Source organism: Limnohabitans sp. Rim28 (assembly GCF_000293865.2).
Lineage (GTDB): Bacteria > Pseudomonadota > Gammaproteobacteria > Burkholderiales > Burkholderiaceae_C > Limnohabitans_A.
This window is the reverse complement of sequence record NZ_ALKN02000001.1, coordinates 422226-445397: the sequence shown is the minus strand read 5'-3', so window position 1 is coordinate 445397 and position 23172 is coordinate 422226. Positions and strand designations below refer to the sequence as shown.

Genomic DNA, 23172 nt, shown 5'->3' with positions numbered 1-23172 from the left:
TAAAAATGGGATTGTTAAGCCTTGCCATCTGGATGCCGATCGCTTTCGGTGTCATCTTGCTGGCCTTCGGTCGCGACAGCCAAGCCGGCGCAGTGCGCTGGCTGGCCTTGGTCGGCGCGATCGCCAGTTTGTTGGTCACACTGCCTCTGATTTCGGGCTTTCAGCTCGGAACCTCCGAGATGCAGTTTGTCGAGAAATTTTCTTGGATTGAGCGCTTCAACGTGCACTACCACCTGGGTGTGGACGGCATTTCTTTGTGGCTGATCCCCTTGACCGCCTTCATCAATGTGGTAGTGGTCATTGCGGGCTGGGAAGTCATTACCCGCAAAGTCAACCAGTACATGGCCGCTTTCCTGATCCTGTCGGGCTTGATGATTGGCGTGTTCAGTGCATTGGACGGCATCTTGTTCTATGTGTTCTTTGAAGCCACCCTGATCCCGATGTACCTGATCATCGGCATTTGGGGCGGCCCCAACAAAATTTACGCGGCATTCAAGTTTTTCTTGTACACCTTGCTCGGCTCGCTCTTGATGCTGATCGCCTTGATCTATCTGTACGTGACATCCGGCGGCAGCTTTGACATCCTGACCTGGCACAAGTTGCCATTGGCAGGGGGCGTACAGACCTTGCTCTTCTTTGCCTTCTTTGCGGCCTTTGCCGTCAAGGTGCCGATGTGGCCGGTCCACACCTGGTTGCCCGATGTGCACGTCGAAGCCCCGACCGGTGGCTCTGCCGTGCTGGCCGCCATCATGCTGAAGCTGGGCGCCTATGGCTTCCTCAGGTTTTCGATGCCCATTGCCCCAGATGCGGCCCGTGAGTGGGGCATGCTGATCGTGGTCTTGTCCTTGGTGGCTGTGGTCTATGTGGGCTTGGTCGCCATGGTGCAGCAGGACATGAAAAAGTTGGTGGCTTATTCCTCTGTGGCGCACATGGGTTTTGTCACTTTGGGCTTTTTCATCTTCAACCCGCTGGGTGTGTCTGGCGGCATTGTGCAGATGATCGCGCACGGTTTTGTTTCTGCGGCCATGTTCTTGTGCATTGGTGTCTTGTACGACCGGGTGCACTCGCGTGAGATTGCCAGCTACGGCGGCGTGGTCAACACCATGCCCAAGTTCGCCGCTTTTGCCTTGTTGTTCGCCATGGCCAACGCCGGCTTGCCCGGCACTGCTGGCTTTGTGGGCGAGTGGATGGTGATTTTGGGCGCCGTGAAATTCAACTTCTGGGTCGGCTTGCTGGCCGCTTCAGCGCTGATCTTTGGTGCGGCTTACACCTTGTGGATGTTCAAGCGCGTTTATTTGGGTCCCGTGACCAATGACGATGTCAAAGACTTGACCGACATCAACGCCCGAGAATTCCTGATGCTGTCTTTGCTGGCCGTGGCCGTGCTCTACATGGGCATCTACCCCAAACCGTTCACCGATGTGATGGATGCCTCTGTGCTGGACTTGCTCAAGCACGTGGCTGTGTCCAAACTGCCTTGAGCAGCAGGACCCTGAGCGTTTCGCCTGAATTGAACAATTGAGAGAACACAGATGATGGACAACTCCAGCTGGATGACGATGTATCCGGAGATCGTGTTGCTGGTCATGGCCTGCGTGGTGACACTGGCCGACCTCTTCGTGAAAAGCCCCAAGCGCACCGGTACTTACGTGTTGACGCTTGCCTCTTTGGGTGGCGTCGCTTTGCTGCACGCTTTTTATGCCGATGCGGGTCAAACTTTGTATGGCTTTGGCCGCATGGTGGTCAGCGACCCGATGGGCCATTGGCTCAAGTGCTTTGCCACCATCGCTGTGATGGTCACCTTGGTGTATTCGCGCCCCTATGCTGCTGACCGTGACATGATGCGCGGCGGTGAAATTTTCAGCCTGAGTTTGTTCGCCTTGCTCGGCATGAGCATGATGATTTCGGGCCAGAACTTCATTGTGATTTACTTGGGTCTGGAACTGTTGACCCTGTCGAGCTACGCCCTGGTGGCGCTGCGCCGCGACCATACCCAAGCCACCGAAGCGGCCATGAAGTACTTTGTGTTGGGTGCGATGGCGTCTGGCTTCTTGCTGTACGGCATGTCGATGATGTACGGTGCGACTGGCAGCCTCGAGCTTTCGGCGGTTCTCAAAGCCATTGCTTCAGGTCAAGTCAACCATCAGGTGCTGGTGTTCGGTTTGGTCTTCATCGTGGCTGGCTTGGCCTTCAAGATCGGTGCCGTGCCCTTCCACATGTGGATTCCTGACGTGTACCAAGGTGCCCCCACCGCAGCCACCTTGATGATCGGTGGCGCGCCCAAGTTGGCCGCGTTTGCCATTTTGGTGCGATTGTTGGTGGAGGGCATGCTGCCCTTGGCCTTTGACTGGCAACAAATGTTGGCCCTGCTGGCGATTGGCTCTTTGCTGATTGGTAACTTGGCGGCCATCGCCCAGACCAACCTCAAGCGCATGTTGGCCTATTCGACCATCTCTCAAATGGGTTTTGTGCTGTTGGGCTTTGTGGCGGGCGTCATCAATGGCGAAACCACCTTGGCCGCCAACGCCTACAGCTCGGCCATGTTCTACATGGTGTCCTATGTGCTGACCACGCTGGCGGCCTTCGGCATCATCATGCTGCTGGCCCGTCAAGGTTTTGAAAGCGAAGAGATCACCGACCTGGCGGGTCTGAACCAGCGCAGCCCCTTGTATGCGGGTGTGATGGCGATCTGCCTGTTCTCCATGGCGGGCATCCCGCCCATGGTCGGTTTTTACGCCAAGTTGTCGGTGCTGCAGTCGTTGGTGGCCTCCGGTCAGGCTTTCTACATCGGCTTGGCCATCTTTGCCGTCATCATGTCGCTCATCGGTGCTTTCTACTACCTGCGTGTGGTCAAGGTCATGTATTTTGACGAGCCCGTCACCGCCACCACCGTGTCGGCTTCGCTGGATGTGCGCTTGGTCTTGTCCACCAACGGTTTGCTGGTTTTGTTGTTGGGCATTTTCCCCGGCGCTCTCATGGCTTTGTGCGCAGATTCGATCGTGCGTATGCTGGCGGTCTGAGCGCCCCAACACAGCAGCATGAACACCTCCACTCAAATCGTCGGTTTGATCCTTTTGGCTTTGGTGGCGGCCAATGTGCCCTTCATCAACCAACGCATTTTGTTGTTGGGACCACAGCGGCTTACAAAGCCTTTGGTTTGGCGTTTAGGCGAGTTGGTGATGTTGTACTTTGTGGTGGGCGGTGTGGGCTTGGCCTTGGAAAACCATGCTGGCCAAATCGCGCCTCAAGGCTGGGAGTTTTATGCGGTGACCGGCACCATGTTCGTCACCTTGGCTTTTCCGGGTTTTGTTTACCGCTACCTGATGCACCGCAAACACTGAGCGCAGCACAGCCCTCAACCTTGTTGGCATGTCTGACGACCATCTGATCGAACACCGGGTTCAGCGCGAAGAACTCTTGCGCGGGCATTTTTTGCATGTGCTGCGCGACACCGTTCAACTGCCCAACCAAAACCTGGCCACCCGTGAATACGTGGTGCACCCTGGTGCGGTGATGGTCATTCCCATGCTCGACACACCCGATGGCCTGCGCTTGGTGATGGAGCGGCAGTTTCGCTACCCTGTCGGACAGGTCATGACCGAGTTTCCGGCCGGCAAGCTCGACCCCGGCGAGGACCCCTGGCTGTGCGCCCAACGCGAACTGCTGGAAGAGACCGGTTACACCGCCCGCCAATGGGCGCGGGCTGGGGTCTTGCACCCGGTCATCGGGTATTCGACCGAGGTCATCGAGATTTGGTTTGCCAAAGAGCTGACTTTGGGCGAACGTCAATTGGACACCGATGAGTTTTTGGATGTGTTCACCGCCACCCCGGCTGAATTGATGGCTGCTTGCCAGCAAGGCCTCTTGACCGATGCCAAGACTTTGACGGGTCTGCTCTGGTTGCAAAATGTCCAATCGGGCCTGTGGCCCCTGCAGTGGCAAACCCCAGCCTGATGGTTTGCCGCAAAGCCCTCACCACCCTGAAGACAAGCCCATGAAAGTCCTCGACTTGCAATGCCGCTTTGGCCACAGCTTTGAAGGCTGGTTTGGCTCTCAGGCCGACTACGATGCACAGCGTGAGCGGGGTTTGGTCACGTGCCCCGTTTGCAGCGACAGCGAAATCACCAAAATGCTGTCAGCGCCGCGCCTGAATCTGGGCCATGGCACAGCCCCGGCTTTTCCGCCAGGGCAGGGCGGTGGGCCTGCGGCCGGTGCTGGAACTTCTGCCAACGTCTCCGCAACGCGTTCTGAAGTTGCAGCGCCTGCAGTTCCTGAGGCTCAGACCGAACTTGCGCAGCCCAGTTTGCAACAAATTCAGGCAGCCATGGTGAACATGGTCCGGCACGTCATGGCCAATACCGAAGATGTGGGTTCGCAATTTGCCGAAGAGGCTCGAAAGATCCATTACGGCGAAAGCGAAGAGCGCAACATACGCGGGCAGGCCACGCGTGAAGAGACCGAAGCACTGATCGATGAAGGCATCGAGGTGATGGCTTTGCCCGTGCCGGACAACCTCAAGGGGCCGCTGCAGTAATGGCAGCTGCTGCGGCGCATGAAGCACACCCTGCACATTGACGACGCTGAAGTTGAACTCTCTGCCATCCGTGCGCAAGGGCCAGGTGGGCAGAACGTCAACAAAGTCTCCAGCGCCATCCAACTGCGTTTTGACGTCGCCCATTCGGGCTTGCCCGACGATGTCAAGCAGCGCTGGCTCCAGTCGGGTGACAGCCGCTTGACCTTGGACGGGGAATTCATCCTGAAGGCCCAGCGCCACCGCACCCAAGAGGCCAATCGGGTCGATGCTTGGGCACGGCTCTATGAAACACTGGATTTGTACGCCAAGCCGCCCAAACCCCGCAAGGCCACCAAGCCCACTTATGGCTCGGTGCAAAGGCGGCTGGAGGGCAAGTCGATTCAGGCCAAGATCAAAAGTGGTCGTCGCAAAGAGGCGGGCGATTAGCAGCCCAGTGGTTTGGCTGTGCGCAAGACGACATTCAGCGCATCCGGTGCATCGGCCAAGACAAGCAGGCGATCGGGCATGCTGCGCAGCCAAGTGATTTGCCGCTTGGCCAGTTGGCGCGTGGCGAAGATGCCGCGCGCCAAGATATCGGCTTCGCGCCAGTTTGCGTCCAGGCCTTCCCACGCTTGTCGGTAACCCACGCAGCGCATCGAAGGCAAGTCAGGGTGCAAGTCGCCGCGTGCGCGCAGGGCTTTGACTTCGTCCATGAAGCCTGCCGCCATCATCTGCTCAAAGCGCAGTGCGATGCGTTGGTGCAACCAAGTGCGGTCTTGCGGTTCCAGGCTGATGACCGGAATGTGCCAATCGGGCGCGTGGGCTTTGGCGCGTTGATGAAAAGAGGTGAGGGTTTGGCCGGTGGCGGTCCAGACTTCCAACGCCCGGCCAATGCGCTGGCTGTCACCGGGGGCCAAGCGTGCGGCGGTCTGGGGGTCCACTTGGGCCAGCTTGGCGTGCAGGGCCGGCCAGCCGATGTGTTCGGCTTCATGATGAATTTGGGCGCGGATCTCGGGGTCGGCTGAGGGGATGTCGTTCAAGCCTTCGAGCAGGGCTTTCAGGTACAGCATCGTGCCGCCCACCAAAAGCGGCGTTTTGCCGCGGGCTCGGATGTCCTGAATCAGCCGAGAGGCGTCTTTGGCGAACTCGGCAGCGCTGTAGCTTTGCAGCGGGTCCAGGGTGTCGATCAGGTGGTGGGGCACGGCTGCCAACTCTTGGCGACTGGGCTTGGCCGTGCCAATGTCCATGCCACGGTAAACCAAGGCTGAATCGATGCTGATGATTTCTGCGCCGCCTTGGGGCACCAAGCTTTCGGCCAATGCCAAGGCTGCCGCTGTTTTGCCGCTGGCGGTGGGGCCGACGATCGCGATGGCATCCACCGACCGGTCGGTTCGATGCAAGCCATTGGGCGTGGGCTGGCTGGAGATCATGTGATGCAGACCATGGACTGGGTGAAGGCTGGGTGCTCAGGCGCTTGCGGCTTGGGTGTGCAGGGCGATCGAGCGCCCATGGCGCTGCACCAAAGTCCAAGACACCAAGGCGATGAACACGCTCCACAGCAGCAGGCCGTGGGCCAAGGCAAAGACGGGCTCATGCATCTGCGTACCCAGCCAGCTGCCCATGAAAAAAGCACCCGCCATCATCAAAAAGCCGTTCAAGGCCGAGGCTGTCCCAGCCCGCTCGGGGAACGGACTGACCGCACCGCTTTGACCGCAAGACTGGTGCACGCCGTGTCCCAACATGAACAGGTAAATCGGGCCCATCACACTGGCAGCGCCATACCAGTCCTGGCCTTGGCCTGCGTAGGCCAAAGCGGCCATGCTGACGCCGCCGGACAAGGTCAAAAAGGCGGCAATCCCCACGGTGCGGTGCACGCTGGTGCGCCGGAGCATCCAGCGGCACCAAAAAGTGCCCACGATGTAGGACAGCGACATGCTGAGCATGAAAAACCCATAGGCCGTTTTGCTGTAACCCATGCTGCGCGTGAAGACAAAAGAGGAGCAGGCCAGAAATGTGAACAAACCCATGTAAGCGCCGGTGGACAAGGCACTCCAAGCACGGAAGGTGGGGTGCTGCGCAATTTCCCAATTGGCCCGTAAAAGTTGGCGCAGTTGCAGGGCCTTGGGGTTCGGCTGGGCCAAGGTTTCCTCAAAGCACCAAAGCAGCAAACCCAAGGTGATGGCTCCAAAAACAGCCAGCGTCAAAAGGGCCACGCGCCAGCCCAGCGCATCCGTCAAGATGCCGCCAATGGGCGCGCAAGTGCAGGCGATGATGCCCAAACCCGTCAAGGCTTGCGACATGACGGTGGCGCCTTGTGCCGGGGCGTAAAGGTCACGAACCACCGCCCGCGCGGCCATGACTCCTGCACCCATGGCCACGCCTTGCAGGGCGCGGCCTGCGATCAACCAGGCCATGTTGGGGGCGAAAGCGCAGGCAATCGAAGCGAGCACGTAAGCGGCCATGCCCCACAGCAGGATGGGTCGGCGACCAAAGCGGTCGGACATGGGGCCCCACACCAACTGCGACAGGCCAAAGGCCAGCAGCAAAGCAGTCAGGGTGAGCTGAGCTTGGCCCATGTTGGCCCCAAAACCTTCGGTGATGGCGGGCAAGGCGGGTAAATAAAGGTCCGTGGTCACCGGTTGCAGGCCGAGCAGCAGGGCCAGCAACAGGACAATGAGTTGGGGGCGCATCAACGACCTCGCAGAAACAGCGCGTCGAGATCACGCATGCTCATCTGCCGCCAGGTGGGGCGGCCATGGTTGCATTGGTCAGAGCGTTCGGTGTCTTCCATTTGGCGCAACAAGCCGTTCATTTCATCCAGCGTCAGACGGCGATTGGCGCGGACAGCACCGTGGCAAGCCATGGTCGCCAAAATTTCATTTTGGGCGCGTTGAACCACCGTGCTGGCATCGTGCTGGGCCAACTCGGCCAGCACACTGCGGGCCAACTCGACCGCATCGCCTTGCGCCAGGCTGGTGGGCACGGCGCGCACGGCCAAGGTTTTGGCCGAGAGGGGAGAGATTTCGAGGCCCAGTTGCGCCAGCACCTCCAAGCAGGCTTCGGCGGTGGCCACTTCGGTCGGGTTGGCGGCAAAGGTGGCCGGGATCAAAAGCGGTTGGCTGGCGATGCGCGGGCCTTCGCTGCCTTGCGCGTTGAGTTGGTTTTTCAGGCGCTCGTACACGATGCGCTCGTGCGCGGCGTGCATGTCCACCACCACCAAGCCTTGTTTGTTTTCGGCCAGGATGTAGACGCCGTGCAGTTGGGCGATGGCGCGGCCCAGGGGCCAGTCGCCTTCGGGCAGGGGGGATGGCGTTTCCATACCCTTGTCGGAGCTTGCCCCTGCCAGCGAAGGGTCTCCGACCGCGAAAGGTGCTGGCCAATCGGCGGGCCGGGCTTCTTGAGCGCTCAGGTCTTCGCCGCGCACAGGCGGGTTCCAAAGCGCCTTCAGGTCAGCCATGGCCTGCTCGCCGTCCACGCGGGGGCGCACAAAGTCGGCGGGTTTGTAGCTGGGTGCCGAAAAAGTCGAAGGGCCAGAGCGCTCGAAAGCCATGCCGCCTTGCTGCCAGCTGGCCGATTCGGGCAGGGCTTTGGGCGCAGAGGCTTTCAGGTCAAAAGCGCTGTCGGCGTCGTTGGGTGCATCGGCCAGCAGGTGGGCGCGCGGCGCGGCCAGCGCGTTCTCAAGGGCATGCCGCACGGCTTGGTGCACGGCACGGCTGTCTCTGAAACGCACTTCGATTTTGGTCGGGTGCACATTCACATCGACCAAGCTGGGGTCGATCTGCATGAACAGCGCGTAGGCCGGTTGTTTCTGACCGTGAAGGACGTCTTCGTAGGCGCTTCGCGCACCGTGCATGACCACCTTGTCGCGCACAAAACGCCCATTCACATAAGCAAACTGGTGGTCGGGTCGTGAGCGGGCAGCGTCTGGCAAACCAGCACGGCCGATCACTTTGAGCGGACCCGCGTTGTAGGCCACGGGGATGGATTGCGCCACGAAGTCTTCGCCCAATACATCGGCCAAGCGTTGTTCCAGGCCCGAAGCGCCGGGGTGCACGCGCCACTGCTCGACCAGTTTGCCTTCATGCCAAATGGCGAAGCCGACGTCGGGGCGGGCCAATGCGTGGCGGCGGACCGCCTCAATACAGTGCGCCAACTCGGTGCTGTCGCTTTTCAAAAATTTGCGGCGGGCAGGGGTTGAGAAAAACAGCTCTTTCACCTCCACCGTGGTGCCCACGGCCCGGGCGGTGGGGCGGATCTCACCGGTGCGGCCATCCAAGGCAAAGGCGGTGGCTTGGCCATCCATCCGAGAGTGCAGGGTCAGCTCTGACACCGAGTTGATGGCCGCCAGAGCCTCCCCCCTGAAACCCATGGTCATCACCGATTCGAGCTCATCGAGGTTGCCGATTTTGCTGGTGGCGTGGCGTTTCAAGGCCGTGGCCAGCTCGTCTGGCGCGATGCCGCCGCCGTCGTCTTCGACCGAAATCAGGCGCGTGCCGCCACCCATCAAGCGCAGCGTGATGCTGCGAGCGCCCGCGTCCATGGCGTTGTCGACCAGCTCGCGAACCACCGATGCGGGGCGTTCAACCACTTCGCCAGCGGCGATTTGGCTGATCAGTTCATCGGGGAGTTCGCGGATGGGGCGGCGCGCGGGAGCCGGGGTCTGTTGGGAGGTCACTGGCTGATTTTAGGGCCTTGCAGGGGATAATCCTGACATGGACATCCTTTTGCAACTCGTTGATTTCATTCTCCACGTCGACCGTTACCTGGAGGCCTTTGTGGCCCAACACGGGGCTTGGGTGTACGCTTTGCTTTTCATCATCATTTTTGTAGAAACTGGCGTGGTGGTCATGCCGTTTTTGCCCGGTGACTCCTTGCTTTTCATCGTGGGGGCCATGTGCGGCGCGGGGCTGATGAATTTGCCCCTGGTCATGGGCTTGCTGTTGGCCGCGGCCATTTTGGGTGACCAGATGAATTACACCATTGGCCGATATTTTGGGCCTCGGGTTTTTCAATGGGAAGAGTCCCGATTTTTCAGCCGCAGGGGTTTTGACCAAGCCCATGCCTTTTACGAAAAACATGGCGGCATCACCATCATCTTGGCCCGCTTCATGCCTTTTGTCCGCACTTTTGTGCCCTTTGTGGCGGGTGTGGCCGAGATGACCCGCAGCAAATTCACCTTTTTCAACGTGGTGGGGGCGCTGATTTGGGTGGTGGGTTTGTTGTTGGCGGGCTATTGGTTTGGCAACCTGCCCATCGTGCAAGAGCATCTCTCCAAAATCATTTGGGCGCTGATCATCGTGCCTGGCCTGATGGCCGTGTTCGGAGCCTGGAAAGCGCGTCAGTCCGCATGAGTGGCGGACTTTGGGGTTCAAAGGCCCCGGTTTCGCGCCAACGGCGGGTTGCGTGAAAAATACTGCTGGATGCCCCGCATCAAGGCCTCTGTCAGTTGCTTTTGATAAGCCTCGCTGCGCAGTTTTTCCTCTTCCTCCGGATTGCTGATGAAGGCCGTCTCCACCAGAACGCTGGGAATGTCAGGGGCTTTGAGCACGGCAAAACCCGCCTGCTCCACGCGCGGCTTGTGCAGTCGGCCCACGCTGCCGATTTCTCGCAGCAGCTGGTTTCCCAATTGCAAACTGTCTTTGATTTGCGCGGCCGTGCTCATGTCCAGCAGGGCGCGCTGCACTTGGTTGTCTTGACCGCCGAGGTTCATGCCGCCAATCAGATCGGCTTGGTTTTCTTTTTGCGCCATCCAACGCGCTGCCGCGCTGCTGGCTGCGCCTTGGCTGAGCGCAAACACGCTCGCTCCCCGCGCCTGCGGTGTGAAAAAAGCGTCAGCATGGATGCTGACAAACAAGTCCGCTTGCACACGCCTGGCTTTTTGTACCCGCACATGCAGCGGGATGAAAAAGTCCGCGTCTCGGGTCAGGTAAGCGCGCATGGGGTTGCCATTCACGCTGCTGGCATTGATGCGGTCGCGCAGCATCTTGGCGATGTTGAGCACCACGTCTTTTTCTCGGGTGCCGCCGGGGCCAATCGCGCCCGGGTCTTCACCGCCGTGGCCCGGGTCGAGCGCGATCACGATCAGCCGGTCGGTGCGGTCTTGCGCAGCGGATGGCGGCGCTCGGCCAGGGCTGTCCATGAAGGTCTCGGGTTTGGACAGCACGTCTTGGCGACGTGTGGTGACACTGGGCGCCGGTGGCATCGGCGCGGGTAGGGCTGCACTGGACGATGACTGGCTTTGGCGGGCGATCAACTCCCCCAAGGGGTCGTTGACCGAAGCGGGGCCAGAAGGCAGTCCCAGGGCAGTTGCGGGCACGGAGGGCGCCATGCGCTGCTGGATCAATTGCTCCAGCGGATCGATCGCTTGCACAGGGTAAAGGTCTAACACCAGGCGGTGGGCATAGGGCGCCACGGGCGTGAGGCTGAAAACCTGCGGTGTGATGGGGTGCTTCAGGTCGATCACCATGCGCACCACGTTGGCGCTGTACTGGGCCACCCGAATACCGGCAATGTTGGGGTCTGAGGCCTGAACTTTGCCCACCAATTCACGCAAGGCAGGGTTCAGCTGCATGCCTTCGATGTCAACGGCCAAACGCGGGGGCGATGCCACAAAGGTTTGCGTGGTTTTGATCGGAGCGTCAGACTCGAGCGTGACCCGGCTGTAGTCGGGGGCAGGCCAGATGCGTACCGCCAACATGTTGGCCCCCCGGGCCAGTTGTGCCGCACCCAGGCTGAGCACCAAAAAACCAGCCTTGATCAGGCGGCGCCGGTCATGACGCATGGAGGGCTCCAGTCGCTGGTGGCTTGGGCGATGGGTTGGAATTCAGCCATGCATCCAACCAAACTTGACCTGCTGTCGTCTGTGCGCTGATGCTGACCAGGCGCTGGTCTTCGTCGATCGTCTCCAGCGCAATCACCCAATCTGGCGGCGGCAATTGACCGGCCACCTTGTCCGGCCATTCCATGAGTTTGAGTCCTGGTCCGGCAAAGATGTCTCTGAAGCCTGCGTCTTCCCATTCTTGCGGGTCGTTGAAACGGTAAAAGTCAAAATGCCAAATGGGCCAAGCCGAATCGCCCGCGCCCGCCTGGTGCGGCTCGACCACGGCATAGGTCGGGCTTTTGATGCGACCTTGCACCCCGGCTGCTCGCAGCAGGTGGCGCACCAGCGTGGTTTTGCCGGCGCCCAGATTGCCACGCAGTTCGATGCGCGCATCGCGCCCGCCGGGCCAGTTTTGCAGACCCTGCGCCAAGTGCACGGCAAAGCGTTGCGTGGCGGTTTCGTCTGGCCACAACCCCTCCCAATGCGCGGCGGTGTTGGGGCTTTCTACAATCGGCGGGTGACTGCTCAACGTACTCAAATGGACCTTCTTGAACTGTGGCCCCAGATCCAGATCTGGGCGCATGAGTGCGGATTGTCCCAAATTGGCGTGAGCGGTATCGATTTGTCCTCGGCAGAGCCCGGTTTACAGGCTTGGTTGGACGCGGGATTTCACGGCAGCATGGCTTACATGCAAAGCCACGGCTTGAAGCGCGCCCGCCCGGCCGAGCTGCAGCCGGGCACGGTGAGTGTGATCACCGCCCGCATGGATTACTTGCCTCAGGGCACGCCGACCGACTGGCTGGCCCGAGAAACCGACCGCCTCTTGCAACCGGGCGAGGCGGTGGTGTCGCTCTACGCCCGTGGGCGTGATTACCACAAGGTTTTGCGCAGTCGGCTGCAAAAGCTGCAGGACCGCATTGCCGACGCGATTGGCCCCTTTGGCCACCGTGTGTTCACCGACTCGGCCCCCGTGATGGAGGCCGAGTTGGCCACCCGCAGTGGCTTGGGTTGGCGTGGCAAGCACACCTTGGTCCTCTCCCGCGAGGCGGGATCGATGTTTTTCTTGGGCGAATTGTTTGTGGATTTCGCGTTGCCCGAGACTGCCGCCACGTCGGCGCATTGTGGCCAGTGCACCGCTTGCATGGACCTGTGTCCGACACAAGCCATCGTGGGGCCATACCAGTTGGATGCGCGGCGCTGTATCTCATACCTCACGATCGAGCACGAGGGCCCGATCGACGAAGCCTTGCGTCCGTTGATTGGCAACCGCATCTACGGCTGTGACGACTGCCAGCTGGCATGCCCCTGGAACAAGTTCGCACAAGTCAGTGCCGTGCCGGACTGGCAAACCCGAGAAGGTTTGGGCGCGTCCAGCATCGCCGATTTGATGCGCTGGAGTGAAGCTGAATTCTTGCGCCGTACCGAAGGCAGCGCGATTCGCCGCATCGGTCACGGCCGTTGGCTGCGCAATGTGGCCTTGGCTGCGGGCAACGCCTTGTCGTCGCAGTCATTGCAGGCGCAAGAGCGTGAAGATTTGCGGCAAACCTTGACCGCTTGGGCTCAGCACCCAGACCCGGTGGTGCAAGAGCAAGTGGCTTGGTCTTTGGCGAGAGCTTGAAGCGCTCAAGCGCTAGAGCACATGGTTGCGCAGCACGCCCAGGGCAAATGGCAGGCTCAGCATGCCACCGAGGGTGGACAGGGTCACCAAGCCGGCGACATAGGGCCCGTTGTAGCCCATCCGGGCGGCCAGAACATAACAAGTCGATGCTGTGGGCAGCGCCGAAAAAGCCAACAAAATGGTGGACTGCACCGTGTCGAGTTGGAACAGCACGCACATGCCCAATGCGATCAATGGCATGACCAAGTGCTTGATCGTCAGCACGCAGGCGCCCAGCAATTTACCTTGACGCAAAGAGTCCATTTGCATGCCAGCACCTGCGGCCATCAAGCCCAGTGCCAAAGAGGCCGAGCCAATCCGACTGACACTGGGTTCGATCCAACCGGGCATGCGAAAGCCCAGTAAATTGGCGGCCAACCCTGTGGCGGTGGCCACGATCAAGGGGTTGCGTACCAATTCGCGCAGGAAACCGGTATTGGCTTGCCTGGCCATGGGCCAAACAGCCCCGATGTTGAACAAGGGCACACAAAATCCGATCAGGACCGCAATCAGCACCAAGCCCTGAGGACCTGCCAAGCGCTCTGCCAAAGCCAAGCCAATGAAAGAATTGAAGCGAAATGCCACTTGGGCGCTGGCGGCGTGGTCGCGCCGGTCCAGCCGAGATCCAATGATGGGCCAGTAGGGCAGGGTGTAAGACAACAAAATGCTGCAGGCCGCCAGACTCAAGCCTGCGCCGATCAAGCTGGAGGTCGCCACCACGTCGAGTGGGCTTTTCACAATCGAGTGAAACAGCAGCACTGGAAACAGGAAAAAATAAACCAAGCTTTCGACTTGTTGCCAGACCGGACGGTTCAAGGCCGTGAAGCGGCAGATCAAATAGCCGCACAAGATCAAGGAAAAATCGGGGAAGAGAAGTTCTGCAAAGTTCACTCGACTAGGATAACAAACGCTGGGCGTAGACAAGTCACACCCTGTCACCTGGGTTTGAATGCATGGCCTTCAGATTGTTTTTTGGCTTGACTCCCCCTCATGCCCTTTCATTTTTCTCTATGATGTTCCCTCTTTAAAGGAGTTTTCTGCATGAAGCGTCGTTCTTTTGTGGCTGTGGCCGGTTTGGCCGCAACGGTGTTGGCCAGCGGTTCCGTCTTGGCTCAGGCTTATCCAAACAAAACCATCAGGTTGCAAGTGCCGTTTGCACCTGGCGGCACGACCGACATCGTGGCCCGCGTGATTGCCGAGCCCTTGGGCAAAGCCCTGGGCCAGAGCGTGATTGTTGAAAACAAAGCCGGTGGCGGTGGCGTGGTGGGTGCGACCGAGACCGCGCGCTCAGCGCCCGATGGCTACAACCTGGGCATGGCCACGGTGTCGACCACTGCGGCCAACCCGGCCATCAACCCCAAAATTCCGTACAACGTCCTGACCGACTTCACCCCCATCATCAACATTGCGGCCACACCCAACGTGATCGCCGTGCACCCCAGTTTCCCGGCCAAGGATTACGCAGGCTTTCTCGCTGAAGTCCGCAAGAACCCCGGCAAATACTCCTACTCCTCCTCGGGCACTGGCGGCATCGGCCACTTGCAAACCGAGTTGTGGAAGAGCCTGACCGGCACCTTCATCACGCACATTCCCTACCGTGGCGCGGGCCCGGCTCTGAACGACACCGTGGCAGGCCAAGTGCCGATCATTTTTGACAATTTGCCATCGGCTTTGCCCTTCATCCAGTCTGGCCGTTTGGTGCCCATCGTGGTCGCTGCGCCCCAGCGCCTCTCGCAGTTGCCCAACGTGCCCACATTCAAAGAAGTGGGTCTGGAGCCTGTCAACCGCATGGCCTACTACGGCATCTTGGGCCCCAAGAACCTGCCCAAGGAAGTGGTCGACAAAATCAGCGCGGGCGTGAAGAAAGCCCTGCAAGAGCCGGGTGTGACCAAGCGCATCAACGACACAGGCTCTTTGGTGGTGGCCAACACGCCTGAAGAGTTCACGGCCCAGATCAAGGCCGAGTTCGAGGTGTACAAAAAAGTCGTGGACCAGCAAAAACTCAAGCTGGACTGATCGTCCTTTATGCATGAGGCCAGCCAGAACGCCATCGACGGCTTTGCCGAGGCGCTCTGGTTGGAAGACGGATTGGCGGCCAACACCTTGGCGGCTTACCGCCTTGACTTGTCGCTCTTTGCCGACTGGCTTTTTTCAAGGCACAGCTTGGCGTTGGAAGCCACCCAAGAACACCACCTGCAGGCTTACTTTGCCGAACGCCACGGGCAAACCAAGGCCACCTCGGCCAACCGCAGGCTCACCGTGTTCAAGCGTTTTTTTCGATGGGCGCTGCGTGAACGCCGGATGACGGTCGATCCCACTTTGCGCATGTTGGCGGCCAAACAAGCGCTGCGAGTGCCCAAGACCTTGGGCGAATCCCAAGTCGATGCTTTGTTGTGTGCGCCGGATGTGGCCACCCATTTGGGTTTGCGAGACCGCGCCATGCTGGAGCTGATGTACGCCAGTGGCCTGCGCGTGAGCGAATTGGTCAGCCTGAAAACCTTGCATGTGTCCCTGAACGAAGGCGTGCTGCGCATCATGGGCAAAGGCAGCAAGGAGCGCTTGGTGCCTTTTGGCGAAGAGGCCCGCGAATGGCTGCAGCGGTACATGGCGCAGGCCAGGCCCGCCATGCTGGGCCAGCGGCAGACCGAAGACCTGTTTGTCACCACCAGCGGCCCCAAACCGGGCACCGGCATGTCGCGCGTCATGTTTTGGAGTTTGGTCAAGCGCTATGCCATCGATGCGGGCATTACTGCGCCCCTGTCACCCCACACGCTGCGCCATGCCTTTGCCACGCACTTGCTCAACCATGGCGCTGATTTGCGAGCGGTACAGATGCTGCTGGGCCATGCCGACATTTCCACGACCACCATTTACACGCATGTGGCGCGTGAACGCCTCAAGACCTTGCACGCGCAGCACCACCCTCGGGGTTGATCAGCCGAGGGGGGCGACTGTGACCGCCACCTCCAGCGTGTGGGCACTGCCCCCTTGCAACACCCCCCGCAGTGGTGAAACATCGGCAAAGTCGCGGCCCACCGCCAAACGCACGTAGTCAACGCCAGGGCTGGCCCAGCCCGTGCGGTTGTTGGTGGGGTCCAGGTCGAGCCAGCCTTGGCAGGCATGGGAGACCAACTCGGGCACGAACACCGAGGCCCAAGCGTGGGAGGCGTCGCTGCCCACCAAGCGGGGTTGACCGGGCGGGGGCTGTGTCAGCAGGTAGCCACTGACATAGCGTGCGGGCAGACCGAGCGAGCGCAAGCAAGCCACCAAGATATGGGCAAAGTCTTGGCAAACGCCGCGTCGTTGGGTCAGCGCTTCGAGCGCGGGTGTGTTGATGTCTGTGCTGGCCGATTCATAGTGAAAGTCGTGGTGCATGCGGGCCGTGAGTTCTTGGGCGGCTTGCACCAAATGACGGCCGGGAGTGAAGCTGCTTTGCGCATAAGCCAAAAACGCTTCGTGTACCGGAGCATGGTGCGAGCCGAACACCAAGCCGCTGTGCACATCGCCGGCATGCCCGCTCCGGTAACGGAAATGCTCACGCACCGATTCCCAGCTTTGGTCGGAGCGGGCTTGTGCAAGCGCGCAGGTCTCGATCTCGCTGTAGGCCCGCACCAGCAAGCCGTCGTGCGGATTCGTCAGGGCCCAATAGGCGCGGTGGTTCAAAAAAGCGTCGATGCTGTGCAGCACCAAGGCGTCGGGTTCAAGGTGCATCCAGTGGTGGATGACTTTTTGGCAAGGCGTATCGGCCGCTTGCAGGTGCGCCACATGCTGGGCGGTTTGCACAGCCGGGCTGTAGCGGTAGCGGGTGTCGTGGGTGATGGCCAAGCGCATGGTCTGTTGGCGTTTCAAGAACTCATGCTGTAGCGGGCTTCGCCACTGTGCGTGAAAAACAGGCCACACAACTGGTCTGATACTTGGCGGGCCGTGGTTTCGCAAAGGGCCAAGGTGGTCTGCAGGGGGTGGGGCGTGTGGCTGTCGTGGGCCTGGGGTGGGTGATGGGCCTCTAAAGGCCACAGCGACTCGGTGGTCAAGCCAATCAAATCCGGCACCCCTTGGGCCAAGCTCAGTGTGGCGCCATCGGCCAAAGAACCCATGCGCCGCAGGCGAGATCGCAAGGTCTGCGCCACCCAGCCCAATGAACGCGGGTTGTCCGGATCGGTCACCAGCAATTCCACCAAGGCTTGAGGCGTGCGGCTTTGCTGGTGTTGGGCATGGAAGCTGATGGTGCTGTCAAACAGGTCAAGGACGACATCGAACCCGGCTTGCTCATCCAGCAGGCCCAGCTGCACGGCTTCGCTCAATGCCTGGGATAAAAAAGCCAATCGCTCAATGTGGCGACCGAGTGAGAGCAAACGCCAGCCGTCGTCGCGACTCATGCGGTCGGTTTGTGCGCCCGTGAGCGCCGCCAGCATCTGGCTGGTGTCGGCCAACAGGCGCTGCACGGTCGCGGTGTCGGTCAGCGCAGCAGGTGTCCCAGCGTCAAGTTGGTCCTCGTAGGGTTGAAAAAAGCGGGACTCGGCTTGTTCCAGCAAACGCCAGTGCTCGGGCGACAGGCGCTCGCGCACCGAGGCCGCTGCGAGGCGAACCGAACGCAAATTGAAACCCACGCTGGTGGCCAGTTCTTGGTCCCACAGGCCCGCGATCAGCGAGCGTTCGAAAACACGGTGCGCTTGCTCTGCAGACGGCACCCCCGCGCGCACCAAGCCATGGCGTGTGGCCATGCGGTTGATGAAGTGCAGCAAGCAGGGTTGATTTTGGTTTTCTCCATTCAGAACCTCCAGGCTCAATCGCACCAGTCGCAAGGTGTTTTCGGTGCGCTCGGTGTAGCGCCCCATCCAGAACAGGTTTTCAGCGGCGCGGCTGGTGACCAGGCGCTGGCGCTGTGCGACGGCGTCGCTGGCGGCCGGGATGGAGGAGGCTGAAGCGGGCGGCGTTGGCGGTTTGACCGTGCTTTGCACCCACACATCGGCACTGCTGCCGCCGCGCTGCATGGAGGCGATGCCATCGCGCGTGCCCAGGCGAGCCAAGCCGCCTGGCAAAACCTGCCAGCCGCCATGCGCGTCGCTCACGGCAAAGACCCGCAGCACCACCGGACGCATCTGGATGCTGGCGCCGCCATCGGGGCCGGTTTGCCAAGTGGGTTGGTGCGACAGCGGCAACCACGATTGCAAGGTGTAGGCGTCGGGGTCGCGCAAGATCCGGCCAGCCCATTCGTCTTGTTCTTGGCGTGACAGTTTGTGTCCCGGCACCGGTTCAAAACTTTGGCGGTGGGTGTTCTCAGGGTAGGTGGGTTTGATCACGCAGCTTTGCATGCGGGGTAGCACATCTTGCAAGGCTGCCGCTTCGCCGCACCACCAACTCGGAATCGCAGGCAGGTGCAAGGCTTGCCCCAAAAGCTTGCGAGCTAAGGCCGGCATGAAGCCCAGCAGTGCGTTGGACTCCAAAAAGCCCGAGCCTGGCGAATTGGCCACCAGCACGTTGCCGCTGCGTACCGCTTGCAGCAGTCCTGGCACACCGAGCGTGGAATCCGACCGCAGTTCCAGCGGGTCCAGCCAGTCGTCGTCTAAGCGTTTGAGCAAGCCATGCACTGGCTGCAGGCCTTGCAGGGTTTTGAGGTAAAGCTTTTCATCCCGCACGGTCAGGTCGTTGCCCTGTACCAAGCTCAAGCCCAAATAGCGGGCAAGGTAGGCGTGCTCAAAATAGGTTTCGTTGTAAGGGCCGGGCGTGAGCAGCGCCACATGGGCCGCGCTGCCCGCTGGGCTCCTGGCCTTGATGCTGTCGATGAACGTGCGGTAGGTTTCGGCCAAGCGCTGCACGGGCAAGGCCTCGAAGGCCTGCGGAAACTGGCGCGACACAATCTGCCGGTTTTCGATCAAATAACCCAATCCCGAGGGCGCTTGTGTGCGCTGAGAGAGCAGCCACCAGCAGCCGTCCGGCCCGCGCGCCAAGTCAAACGCAGCCAGGGACAAATAGCGTCCTCCCACTGGGGCCACGCCATGCATGGCAGGCAAGTAACCCGGGTGTCCTTGCACCAAAGCTGCGGGCAATTGGCCTTGCAGCACCAATTGCTGGGGGCCGTAGGCATCGGCCATGATGCTTTCCAGCAGCTGCATGCGCTGAAGCACACCGGTTTCGATCTGCTGCCAGTCGGCAGCGCTCAGCATGAGCGGAAAGAGGTCCAGCGACCACGGCCGTTGTGGCTGGTCGGCGGCGGCATAGACGTTGTAACTGATGCCGTTGTCACGCACCTGCCCTTGCAGGTGGTTCATGCGGGCGTTCAGGTCAGCCACGCGGTGGGTGGATGGCGTGTTCAGGGGGCCAATGAATTGCTGCCAAAGACCGCTGATCTTGGGGTCTGTCAACGGGGCGGTAGATGTTTTGGTCGGTATGACCGCGCCCCGCATTTCGTCCCAATGGCCGTGGGGAGCCCGCTCCTTTTGAAGCGACAGCCAGTTTCTGGTGTGCGCTTCGGTGGCGTCTTTGGGTGTGTGAGAGGGCCCATTCATCGGGTCATTGTCGTTGATCTGCAGCGCCTCAAGTCCAGCGTGTACGGGAATTCAGGGCTGGCGTGCAACAAAGCATTGGGTTGTAGCGCAGACAGATTTTTCATGGCGCCGGGGGTGTGGCCCATGCGAAAGAACCGGGCCATGCGGCGGCTTTCGGCCTCGTAAGCGTTGACAGGAAAGCCCTCGTAGCTGCGGCCACCCGGGTGCACCACATGGTATTGGCAACCGCCCAAAGACCGCTTCATCCAGGTGTCCACCAAATCCACCGTCAACGGCGCGTGCACGCCGATGCTCGGGTGCAGCGACGAGGGCGGGTTCCATGCCTTGTAGCGCACGCTGGCCAGGTATTCGCCCACCACGCCCGTGGGCTGCAGGGGCAGGGGGTTGCCGTTCACGGTGACGGTGTGGCGTGCAGGGTTGATGCCCCTGACATGCACCTCCATGCGCTCCAGTGACGAGTCCACATAGCGGGCCGTGCCGCCCCCACCGTTCTCCTCGCCCATGACATGCCAAGGCTCCAGCGCATGGCGCAGCGTGAGCACCGCGCCATCCACCTGAACTTGACCGACCAAGGGGAAACGAAATTCGAAATGCGGCGCGAACCAGCTTGGGTCGAAGCGCAAGCCCGCATCGCCCAGCTCGGTCAGCACGTCGTCAAAGTCTTTGTGGATCCAGTGCGGCAGCATGTAACGGTCATGCAGCTCGGTACCCCAGCGGGTCACGGGCGCTGAATACGGGGTATTCCAAAAGCGTGCCACCAGCGCCCGCAGCAGCAACTGTTGCACGATGCTCATGCGCGCGTGGGGTGGCATCTCAAACGCGCGCAGTTCCAGCAAACCCAGCCGCCCTGTGCTGCTGTCGGGTGAATACATCTTGTCGATGCAAAACTCGCTGCGGTGGGTGTTGCCGGTCACATCGATCAGGATGTTCCTGAGCGTTCTGTCGACCACCCAAGGCGGCATGTCTTTGCCATGGTTTTGTCTGTGCCGAACGATCTCGCGCAGCGCGATTTCCAACTCATAGACCTGGTCGTTGCGGGCTTCGTCAACCCGCGGGGCCTGGCTGGTGGGGCCGATGAACATGCCGCTGAACAGGTAACTCAAGCTGGGGTGGTTGTGCCAATACAAAACCAAGCTGGCCAGCAACTCGGGGCGGCGCAAGAAGGGGCTGTCGGCCGGGGTGGCGCCGCCCATCACCATGTGGTTACCGCCGCCGGTGCCGGTATGGCGGCCATCGGTCATGAACTTTTCGGCCGAGAGCCGCGTCTCGAAAGCGGCCTGGTACAAAAACTCGGTGTGGTCCACCAGCTCGGTCCAGTTGTGGGCCGGGTGGATGTTGACTTCGATCACGCCGGGGTCTGGTGTGACTTGCAGGAGTTTGAGGCGCGGGTCGCGCGGTGGCGGGTAGCCTTCCATGACGATTTGCATCCCCAGTTGGCGTGCCGTGGCTTCGACCGCACTCACCAGTGCCAGGTAGTCTTCCAGGCGCGCCAGCGGGGGCATGAAGACGTAAAGGATGCCCGATTTTTCGCCCTTGGCCATGGCTTCAGTCTCCGCTTTAGGGCCGTTGACGCGGTTCGGGTCGCGCACCTCCACGCACAAGGCGGTGCGCACCACCGAGGGGTCGGACTGGAATTTGGCGGCCGCTGCAAGGGTGGGCGTTGAGGGCATCGCTGCGATGCCGGTGCGCGACTGCAGGGAAACGGGCGGGCTGACTGGCAAGGCGGCTCGCGGTGCAAACGGATCTTTTTCGATCTGATGCCAACGGTCGGTGGGCGCGGCCCAGGGCAGCGAGTCCAGCGGCAGGCGCCAGCCCATGGGCGAATCACCGGGCATCAGGTACAGGCGCTCGTCGCGCACAAACCAGCGGCCGGTTTGCCAATGCGTTCCTGTCAGCACCGCGCTCTTGCCCTCGGGGGGATCGATGGGTTGCAGCGGCAGCACATAGCCCACTGGCGCGTCCAGCCCCTGGCTGAAGATGCGGCGCAAACGAATGCGTTCCATCTCATCGTCCAGCCGGGCATCCAACGGGTCCACGTTGACGGGCAAGCGGCGTTCGCGCCAGAGGTAATACCAAGTGTCTTCGTAGCCTGGCACAACGGTGTCGCTGGGCAGGCCAAGTCGGGTTGTCAGTGCCAGCATGAAGCGCAACGCGTCAGCGCTGGTGTAGGCACTGGGTTCGCGCTCATCGGCAAACACCGCAGGGTCTTGCCAGCAGGGCGTGCCATCGGCCCGCCAGTAAATGCTGAGCGCCCAACGCGGCAGCTGCTCGCCGGGGTACCACTTGCCCTGACCAAAATGCAAAAAACCGCCTTGGCCGTATTGCTGGCGCAGCTTGTGCACCAGCTCGGTGGCCAGGCCCCGCTTGGTGGGTCCCATGGCATCGGTGTTCCACTCAGCGCCATCGCGGTCTTGCGTGGACACAAAGGTGGGCTCGCCGCCCATGGTCAGGCGCACGTCTTCGGCCAGCAGTTGCTCGTCCACCTGCTCGCCTAGACGCAGCACATCTGCCCATTGCGCGTCTGAATAGGGCTTGGTCACGCGGGGCGATTCGTGGATGCGTGTCACGCTCATCTCGTGGCTGAACGCGACCTCGGCCTCGTCCATCAGACCTTCTATCGGGGCAGCGGCTGACGGTTGTGGTGTGCAGGCCAGTGGCATGTGGCCTTCGCCCGCCAAGAGGCCCGAGGTCGGGTCCAGGCCTATCCAACCTGCACCCGGCAAATACACCTCACACCATGCGTGCAGGTCGGTAAAGTCCACTTCGGTGCCGCTGGGGCCGTCGAGCGATTTCACGTCCGGGGCCAGCTGGATCAAATAACCCGAAACAAAGCGGGCAGCGATGTTCATGTGCCGAAACAACTGGACCAGCAACCAAGCGGTGTCGCGGCAAGACCCGCTTTTCAGGCTCAAGGTTTCTTCGGGCGTTTGCACCCCCGGCGCCATCCGGATCGTGTAACGGATGTCCTGGTGCAGGCGCTGGTTGATCTGCACCAAAAAGTCGATGGTGCTTTGGCGCTTGCGGTCCATGCTGGCCAGGTATTTTTTGAAGAGTGGTGTCTTGTGGTGCTTGTCCAGATACGACTGCAACTCTTCGCGCACCGTGTCCGAATAGTGGAACGGCACCTCTTCGGCCGAGGGTTCCAGAAAGAAGTCAAAAGGGTTGAACACGGCCATTTCGGTGACCACGTCCACCGTCACTTTGAAGGACGTGGTTTTTTGGGGAAAGACCAAACGCGCCTGGTAGTTGGCAAAAGCGTCTTGCTGCCAGTTGATGAAGTGCTCAGCGGGTTCGACTTGGAGGCTGTAGCTCAAGATGCGGCTGCGGCTGTGTGGGGCAGGACGCAAGCGAATTACCTGGGGGCCAAGTTGCACGGGACGGTCGTAGGTGTAGTGGGTGACGTGGTGCAGGGCAACTTGTATCGACATATCTCGTTCAGCGCAACAGGGGCTGCACGCATGACAAATGCAGCTTGGGCAGTTACAAATAAGCAAGACACGCGCCAGACCTGCCGCATCGGATTTTTCTGATCAAGACCCCGTCAAAGGGGCCGCGAACTGTTCAGGCGCGTCAGGGCCAGTGGGCCAAGACCCACACAAACCATGAACAGCCAAATCAGGGAGGCTGAGGTGAAGCGATGCTGCACAGCAGGCGTTGGGCTGCCGTTTGTGGCTCT

19 protein-coding genes are annotated in these 23172 nt (G+C 60.8%); 10 read left to right on the top strand and 9 right to left on the bottom strand.

What is annotated here, in order from left to right; translation table 11 throughout:
• Positions 1-5: 5 nt before the first annotated feature.
• From B472_RS02075 to arfB, 6 genes are read left to right on the top strand one after another with little or no spacing between them, the layout of a single operon-like run.
• Positions 6-1481, top strand: a complete 1476-nt coding sequence (locus B472_RS02075; protein ID WP_026039777.1) for an NADH-quinone oxidoreductase subunit M — start codon at positions 6-8, stop codon at positions 1479-1481.
• A 51-nt stretch (positions 1482-1532) separates the two neighbouring features.
• Positions 1533-3020 (top strand): NADH-quinone oxidoreductase subunit NuoN, encoded by a 1488-nt coding sequence (nuoN, locus tag B472_RS02070; protein ID WP_019428175.1) that lies wholly within the window; start codon positions 1533-1535, stop codon positions 3018-3020.
• 18 nt (positions 3021-3038) lie between these two features.
• Positions 3039-3341: a DUF2818 family protein gene (locus tag B472_RS02065; protein ID WP_019428174.1), complete on the top strand. Its 303-nt coding sequence runs from the start codon at positions 3039-3041 to the stop codon at positions 3339-3341.
• A gap of 28 nt (positions 3342-3369) precedes the next feature.
• Complete coding sequence (locus tag B472_RS02060) at positions 3370-3954, top strand: NUDIX domain-containing protein (protein ID WP_019428173.1); 585 nt, start codon at positions 3370-3372, stop codon at positions 3952-3954.
• Between the two features lie 40 nt (positions 3955-3994).
• Positions 3995-4534 (top strand): DUF1178 family protein, encoded by a 540-nt coding sequence (locus B472_RS02055; RefSeq protein WP_026039776.1) that lies wholly within the window; start codon positions 3995-3997, stop codon positions 4532-4534.
• Between the two features lie 18 nt (positions 4535-4552).
• Positions 4553-4960, top strand: coding sequence for an alternative ribosome rescue aminoacyl-tRNA hydrolase ArfB (gene arfB, locus B472_RS02050; protein WP_019428171.1), 408 nt, complete (start codon positions 4553-4555; stop codon positions 4958-4960).
• Here the strand turns inward: arfB and miaA are convergent.
• Genes miaA through mutL form a run of 3 tightly spaced genes read right to left on the bottom strand, consistent with a single transcriptional unit; the run spans position 4957 to position 9188 of the window.
• Positions 4957-5943 carry a tRNA (adenosine(37)-N6)-dimethylallyltransferase MiaA gene (gene miaA, locus B472_RS02045; protein WP_019428170.1) on the bottom strand — a complete coding sequence of 329 codons (987 nt, stop codon included), beginning with the start codon at positions 5941-5943 and terminating at the stop codon, positions 4957-4959. The two genes, arfB and miaA, sit on opposite strands and share 4 nt — an antisense overlap.
• 36 nt (positions 5944-5979) lie before the next feature.
• Positions 5980-7203: a Bcr/CflA family efflux MFS transporter gene (locus B472_RS02040; RefSeq protein ID WP_019428169.1), complete on the bottom strand. Its 1224-nt coding sequence runs from the start codon at positions 7201-7203 to the stop codon at positions 5980-5982.
• Complete coding sequence (gene mutL / locus B472_RS02035; RefSeq protein ID WP_019428168.1) at positions 7203-9188, bottom strand: DNA mismatch repair endonuclease MutL; 1986 nt, start codon at positions 9186-9188, stop codon at positions 7203-7205. The genes B472_RS02040 and mutL overlap by 1 nt, the downstream gene beginning before the upstream one ends.
• A gap of 37 nt (positions 9189-9225) precedes the next feature.
• Here mutL and B472_RS02030 point away from each other — a divergent pair, with 37 nt between their 5' ends.
• Positions 9226-9864 carry a DedA family protein gene (locus B472_RS02030; protein ID WP_019428167.1) on the top strand — a complete coding sequence of 213 codons (639 nt, stop codon included), beginning with the start codon at positions 9226-9228 and terminating at the stop codon, positions 9862-9864.
• Positions 9865-9881: 17 nt separating this feature from the next.
• On the opposite strand, the gene B472_RS02025 is transcribed toward B472_RS02030, so the two are convergent.
• Complete coding sequence (locus B472_RS02025) at positions 9882-11294, bottom strand: N-acetylmuramoyl-L-alanine amidase (protein WP_019428166.1); 1413 nt, start codon at positions 11292-11294, stop codon at positions 9882-9884.
• The gene (gene tsaE, locus B472_RS02020; protein ID WP_050995476.1) at positions 11284-11916 is read right to left on the bottom strand and encodes a tRNA (adenosine(37)-N6)-threonylcarbamoyltransferase complex ATPase subunit type 1 TsaE; all 633 of its coding nucleotides are present in this window, start codon (positions 11914-11916) and stop codon (positions 11284-11286) included. The genes B472_RS02025 and tsaE overlap by 11 nt, the downstream gene beginning before the upstream one ends.
• Here tsaE and queG point away from each other — a divergent pair.
• Entirely contained in the window at positions 11872-12951 is a 1080-nt protein-coding gene (queG, locus tag B472_RS02015; protein ID WP_019428164.1) for a tRNA epoxyqueuosine(34) reductase QueG, read from the top strand. The genes tsaE and queG overlap by 45 nt on opposite strands.
• A gap of 12 nt (positions 12952-12963) precedes the next feature.
• Here queG and B472_RS02010 read toward each other — a convergent pair whose 3' ends face one another.
• Complete coding sequence (locus B472_RS02010) at positions 12964-13881, bottom strand: AEC family transporter (RefSeq protein ID WP_019428163.1); 918 nt, start codon at positions 13879-13881, stop codon at positions 12964-12966.
• A gap of 150 nt (positions 13882-14031) precedes the next feature.
• Between B472_RS02010 and B472_RS02005 the strand changes: the two genes are divergently transcribed.
• Entirely contained in the window at positions 14032-15006 is a 975-nt protein-coding gene (locus B472_RS02005; protein ID WP_019428162.1) for a tripartite tricarboxylate transporter substrate binding protein BugE, read from the top strand.
• Positions 15007-15015: 9 nt separating this feature from the next.
• Positions 15016-15924 carry a site-specific tyrosine recombinase XerD gene (gene xerD / locus B472_RS02000; protein WP_019428161.1) on the top strand — a complete coding sequence of 303 codons (909 nt, stop codon included), beginning with the start codon at positions 15016-15018 and terminating at the stop codon, positions 15922-15924.
• Here xerD and B472_RS01995 read toward each other — a convergent pair whose 3' ends face one another.
• The 3 genes from B472_RS01995 to B472_RS01985 are packed head-to-tail and all read right to left on the bottom strand — an operon-like array spanning position 15925 to position 22924.
• Entirely contained in the window at positions 15925-16839 is a 915-nt protein-coding gene (locus B472_RS01995) for a transglutaminase family protein (RefSeq protein ID WP_019428160.1), read from the bottom strand.
• Positions 16836-19496 carry a circularly permuted type 2 ATP-grasp protein gene (locus B472_RS01990; protein WP_019428159.1) on the bottom strand — a complete coding sequence of 887 codons (2661 nt, stop codon included), beginning with the start codon at positions 19494-19496 and terminating at the stop codon, positions 16836-16838. The genes B472_RS01995 and B472_RS01990 overlap by 4 nt, the downstream gene beginning before the upstream one ends.
• On the bottom strand, positions 19493-22924 hold the full coding sequence (locus B472_RS01985; RefSeq protein ID WP_019428158.1) for a DUF2126 domain-containing protein: 3432 nt from the start codon (positions 22922-22924) through the stop codon (positions 19493-19495). Before B472_RS01985 ends, B472_RS01990 begins: the two co-directional genes overlap by 4 nt.
• Positions 22925-23172 lie beyond the last annotated feature (248 nt).

What these genes read in the sequence shown, in the direction of transcription:
- B472_RS02005 (WP_019428162.1), top strand. Translation starts at nt 14,032, where the DNA reads ATGAAGCGTCGTTCTTTTGTGGCTGTGGCCGGTTTGGCCGCAACGGTG.
- tsaE (WP_050995476.1), bottom strand. Translation starts at nt 11,916, where the DNA reads ATGCGCCCAGATCTGGATCTGGGGCCACAGTTCAAGAAGGTCCATTTG.
- nuoN (WP_019428175.1), top strand. Translation starts at nt 1,533, where the DNA reads ATGATGGACAACTCCAGCTGGATGACGATGTATCCGGAGATCGTGTTG.
- B472_RS01990 (WP_019428159.1), bottom strand. Translation starts at nt 19,496, where the DNA reads ATGAATGGGCCCTCTCACACACCCAAAGACGCCACCGAAGCGCACACC.
- B472_RS02065 (WP_019428174.1), top strand. Translation starts at nt 3,039, where the DNA reads ATGAACACCTCCACTCAAATCGTCGGTTTGATCCTTTTGGCTTTGGTG.
- B472_RS01985 (WP_019428158.1), bottom strand. Translation starts at nt 22,924, where the DNA reads ATGTCGATACAAGTTGCCCTGCACCACGTCACCCACTACACCTACGAC.
- B472_RS02060 (WP_019428173.1), top strand. Translation starts at nt 3,370, where the DNA reads ATGTCTGACGACCATCTGATCGAACACCGGGTTCAGCGCGAAGAACTC.
- B472_RS02030 (WP_019428167.1), top strand. Translation starts at nt 9,226, where the DNA reads ATGGACATCCTTTTGCAACTCGTTGATTTCATTCTCCACGTCGACCGT.
- arfB (WP_019428171.1), top strand. Translation starts at nt 4,553, where the DNA reads ATGAAGCACACCCTGCACATTGACGACGCTGAAGTTGAACTCTCTGCC.
- miaA (WP_019428170.1), bottom strand. Translation starts at nt 5,943, where the DNA reads ATGATCTCCAGCCAGCCCACGCCCAATGGCTTGCATCGAACCGACCGG.
- B472_RS02040 (WP_019428169.1), bottom strand. Translation starts at nt 7,203, where the DNA reads ATGCGCCCCCAACTCATTGTCCTGTTGCTGGCCCTGCTGCTCGGCCTG.
- B472_RS02025 (WP_019428166.1), bottom strand. Translation starts at nt 11,294, where the DNA reads ATGCGTCATGACCGGCGCCGCCTGATCAAGGCTGGTTTTTTGGTGCTC.
- queG (WP_019428164.1), top strand. Translation starts at nt 11,872, where the DNA reads ATGGACCTTCTTGAACTGTGGCCCCAGATCCAGATCTGGGCGCATGAG.
- xerD (WP_019428161.1), top strand. Translation starts at nt 15,016, where the DNA reads ATGCATGAGGCCAGCCAGAACGCCATCGACGGCTTTGCCGAGGCGCTC.
- B472_RS02055 (WP_026039776.1), top strand. Translation starts at nt 3,995, where the DNA reads ATGAAAGTCCTCGACTTGCAATGCCGCTTTGGCCACAGCTTTGAAGGC.
- B472_RS02075 (WP_026039777.1), top strand. Translation starts at nt 6, where the DNA reads ATGGGATTGTTAAGCCTTGCCATCTGGATGCCGATCGCTTTCGGTGTC.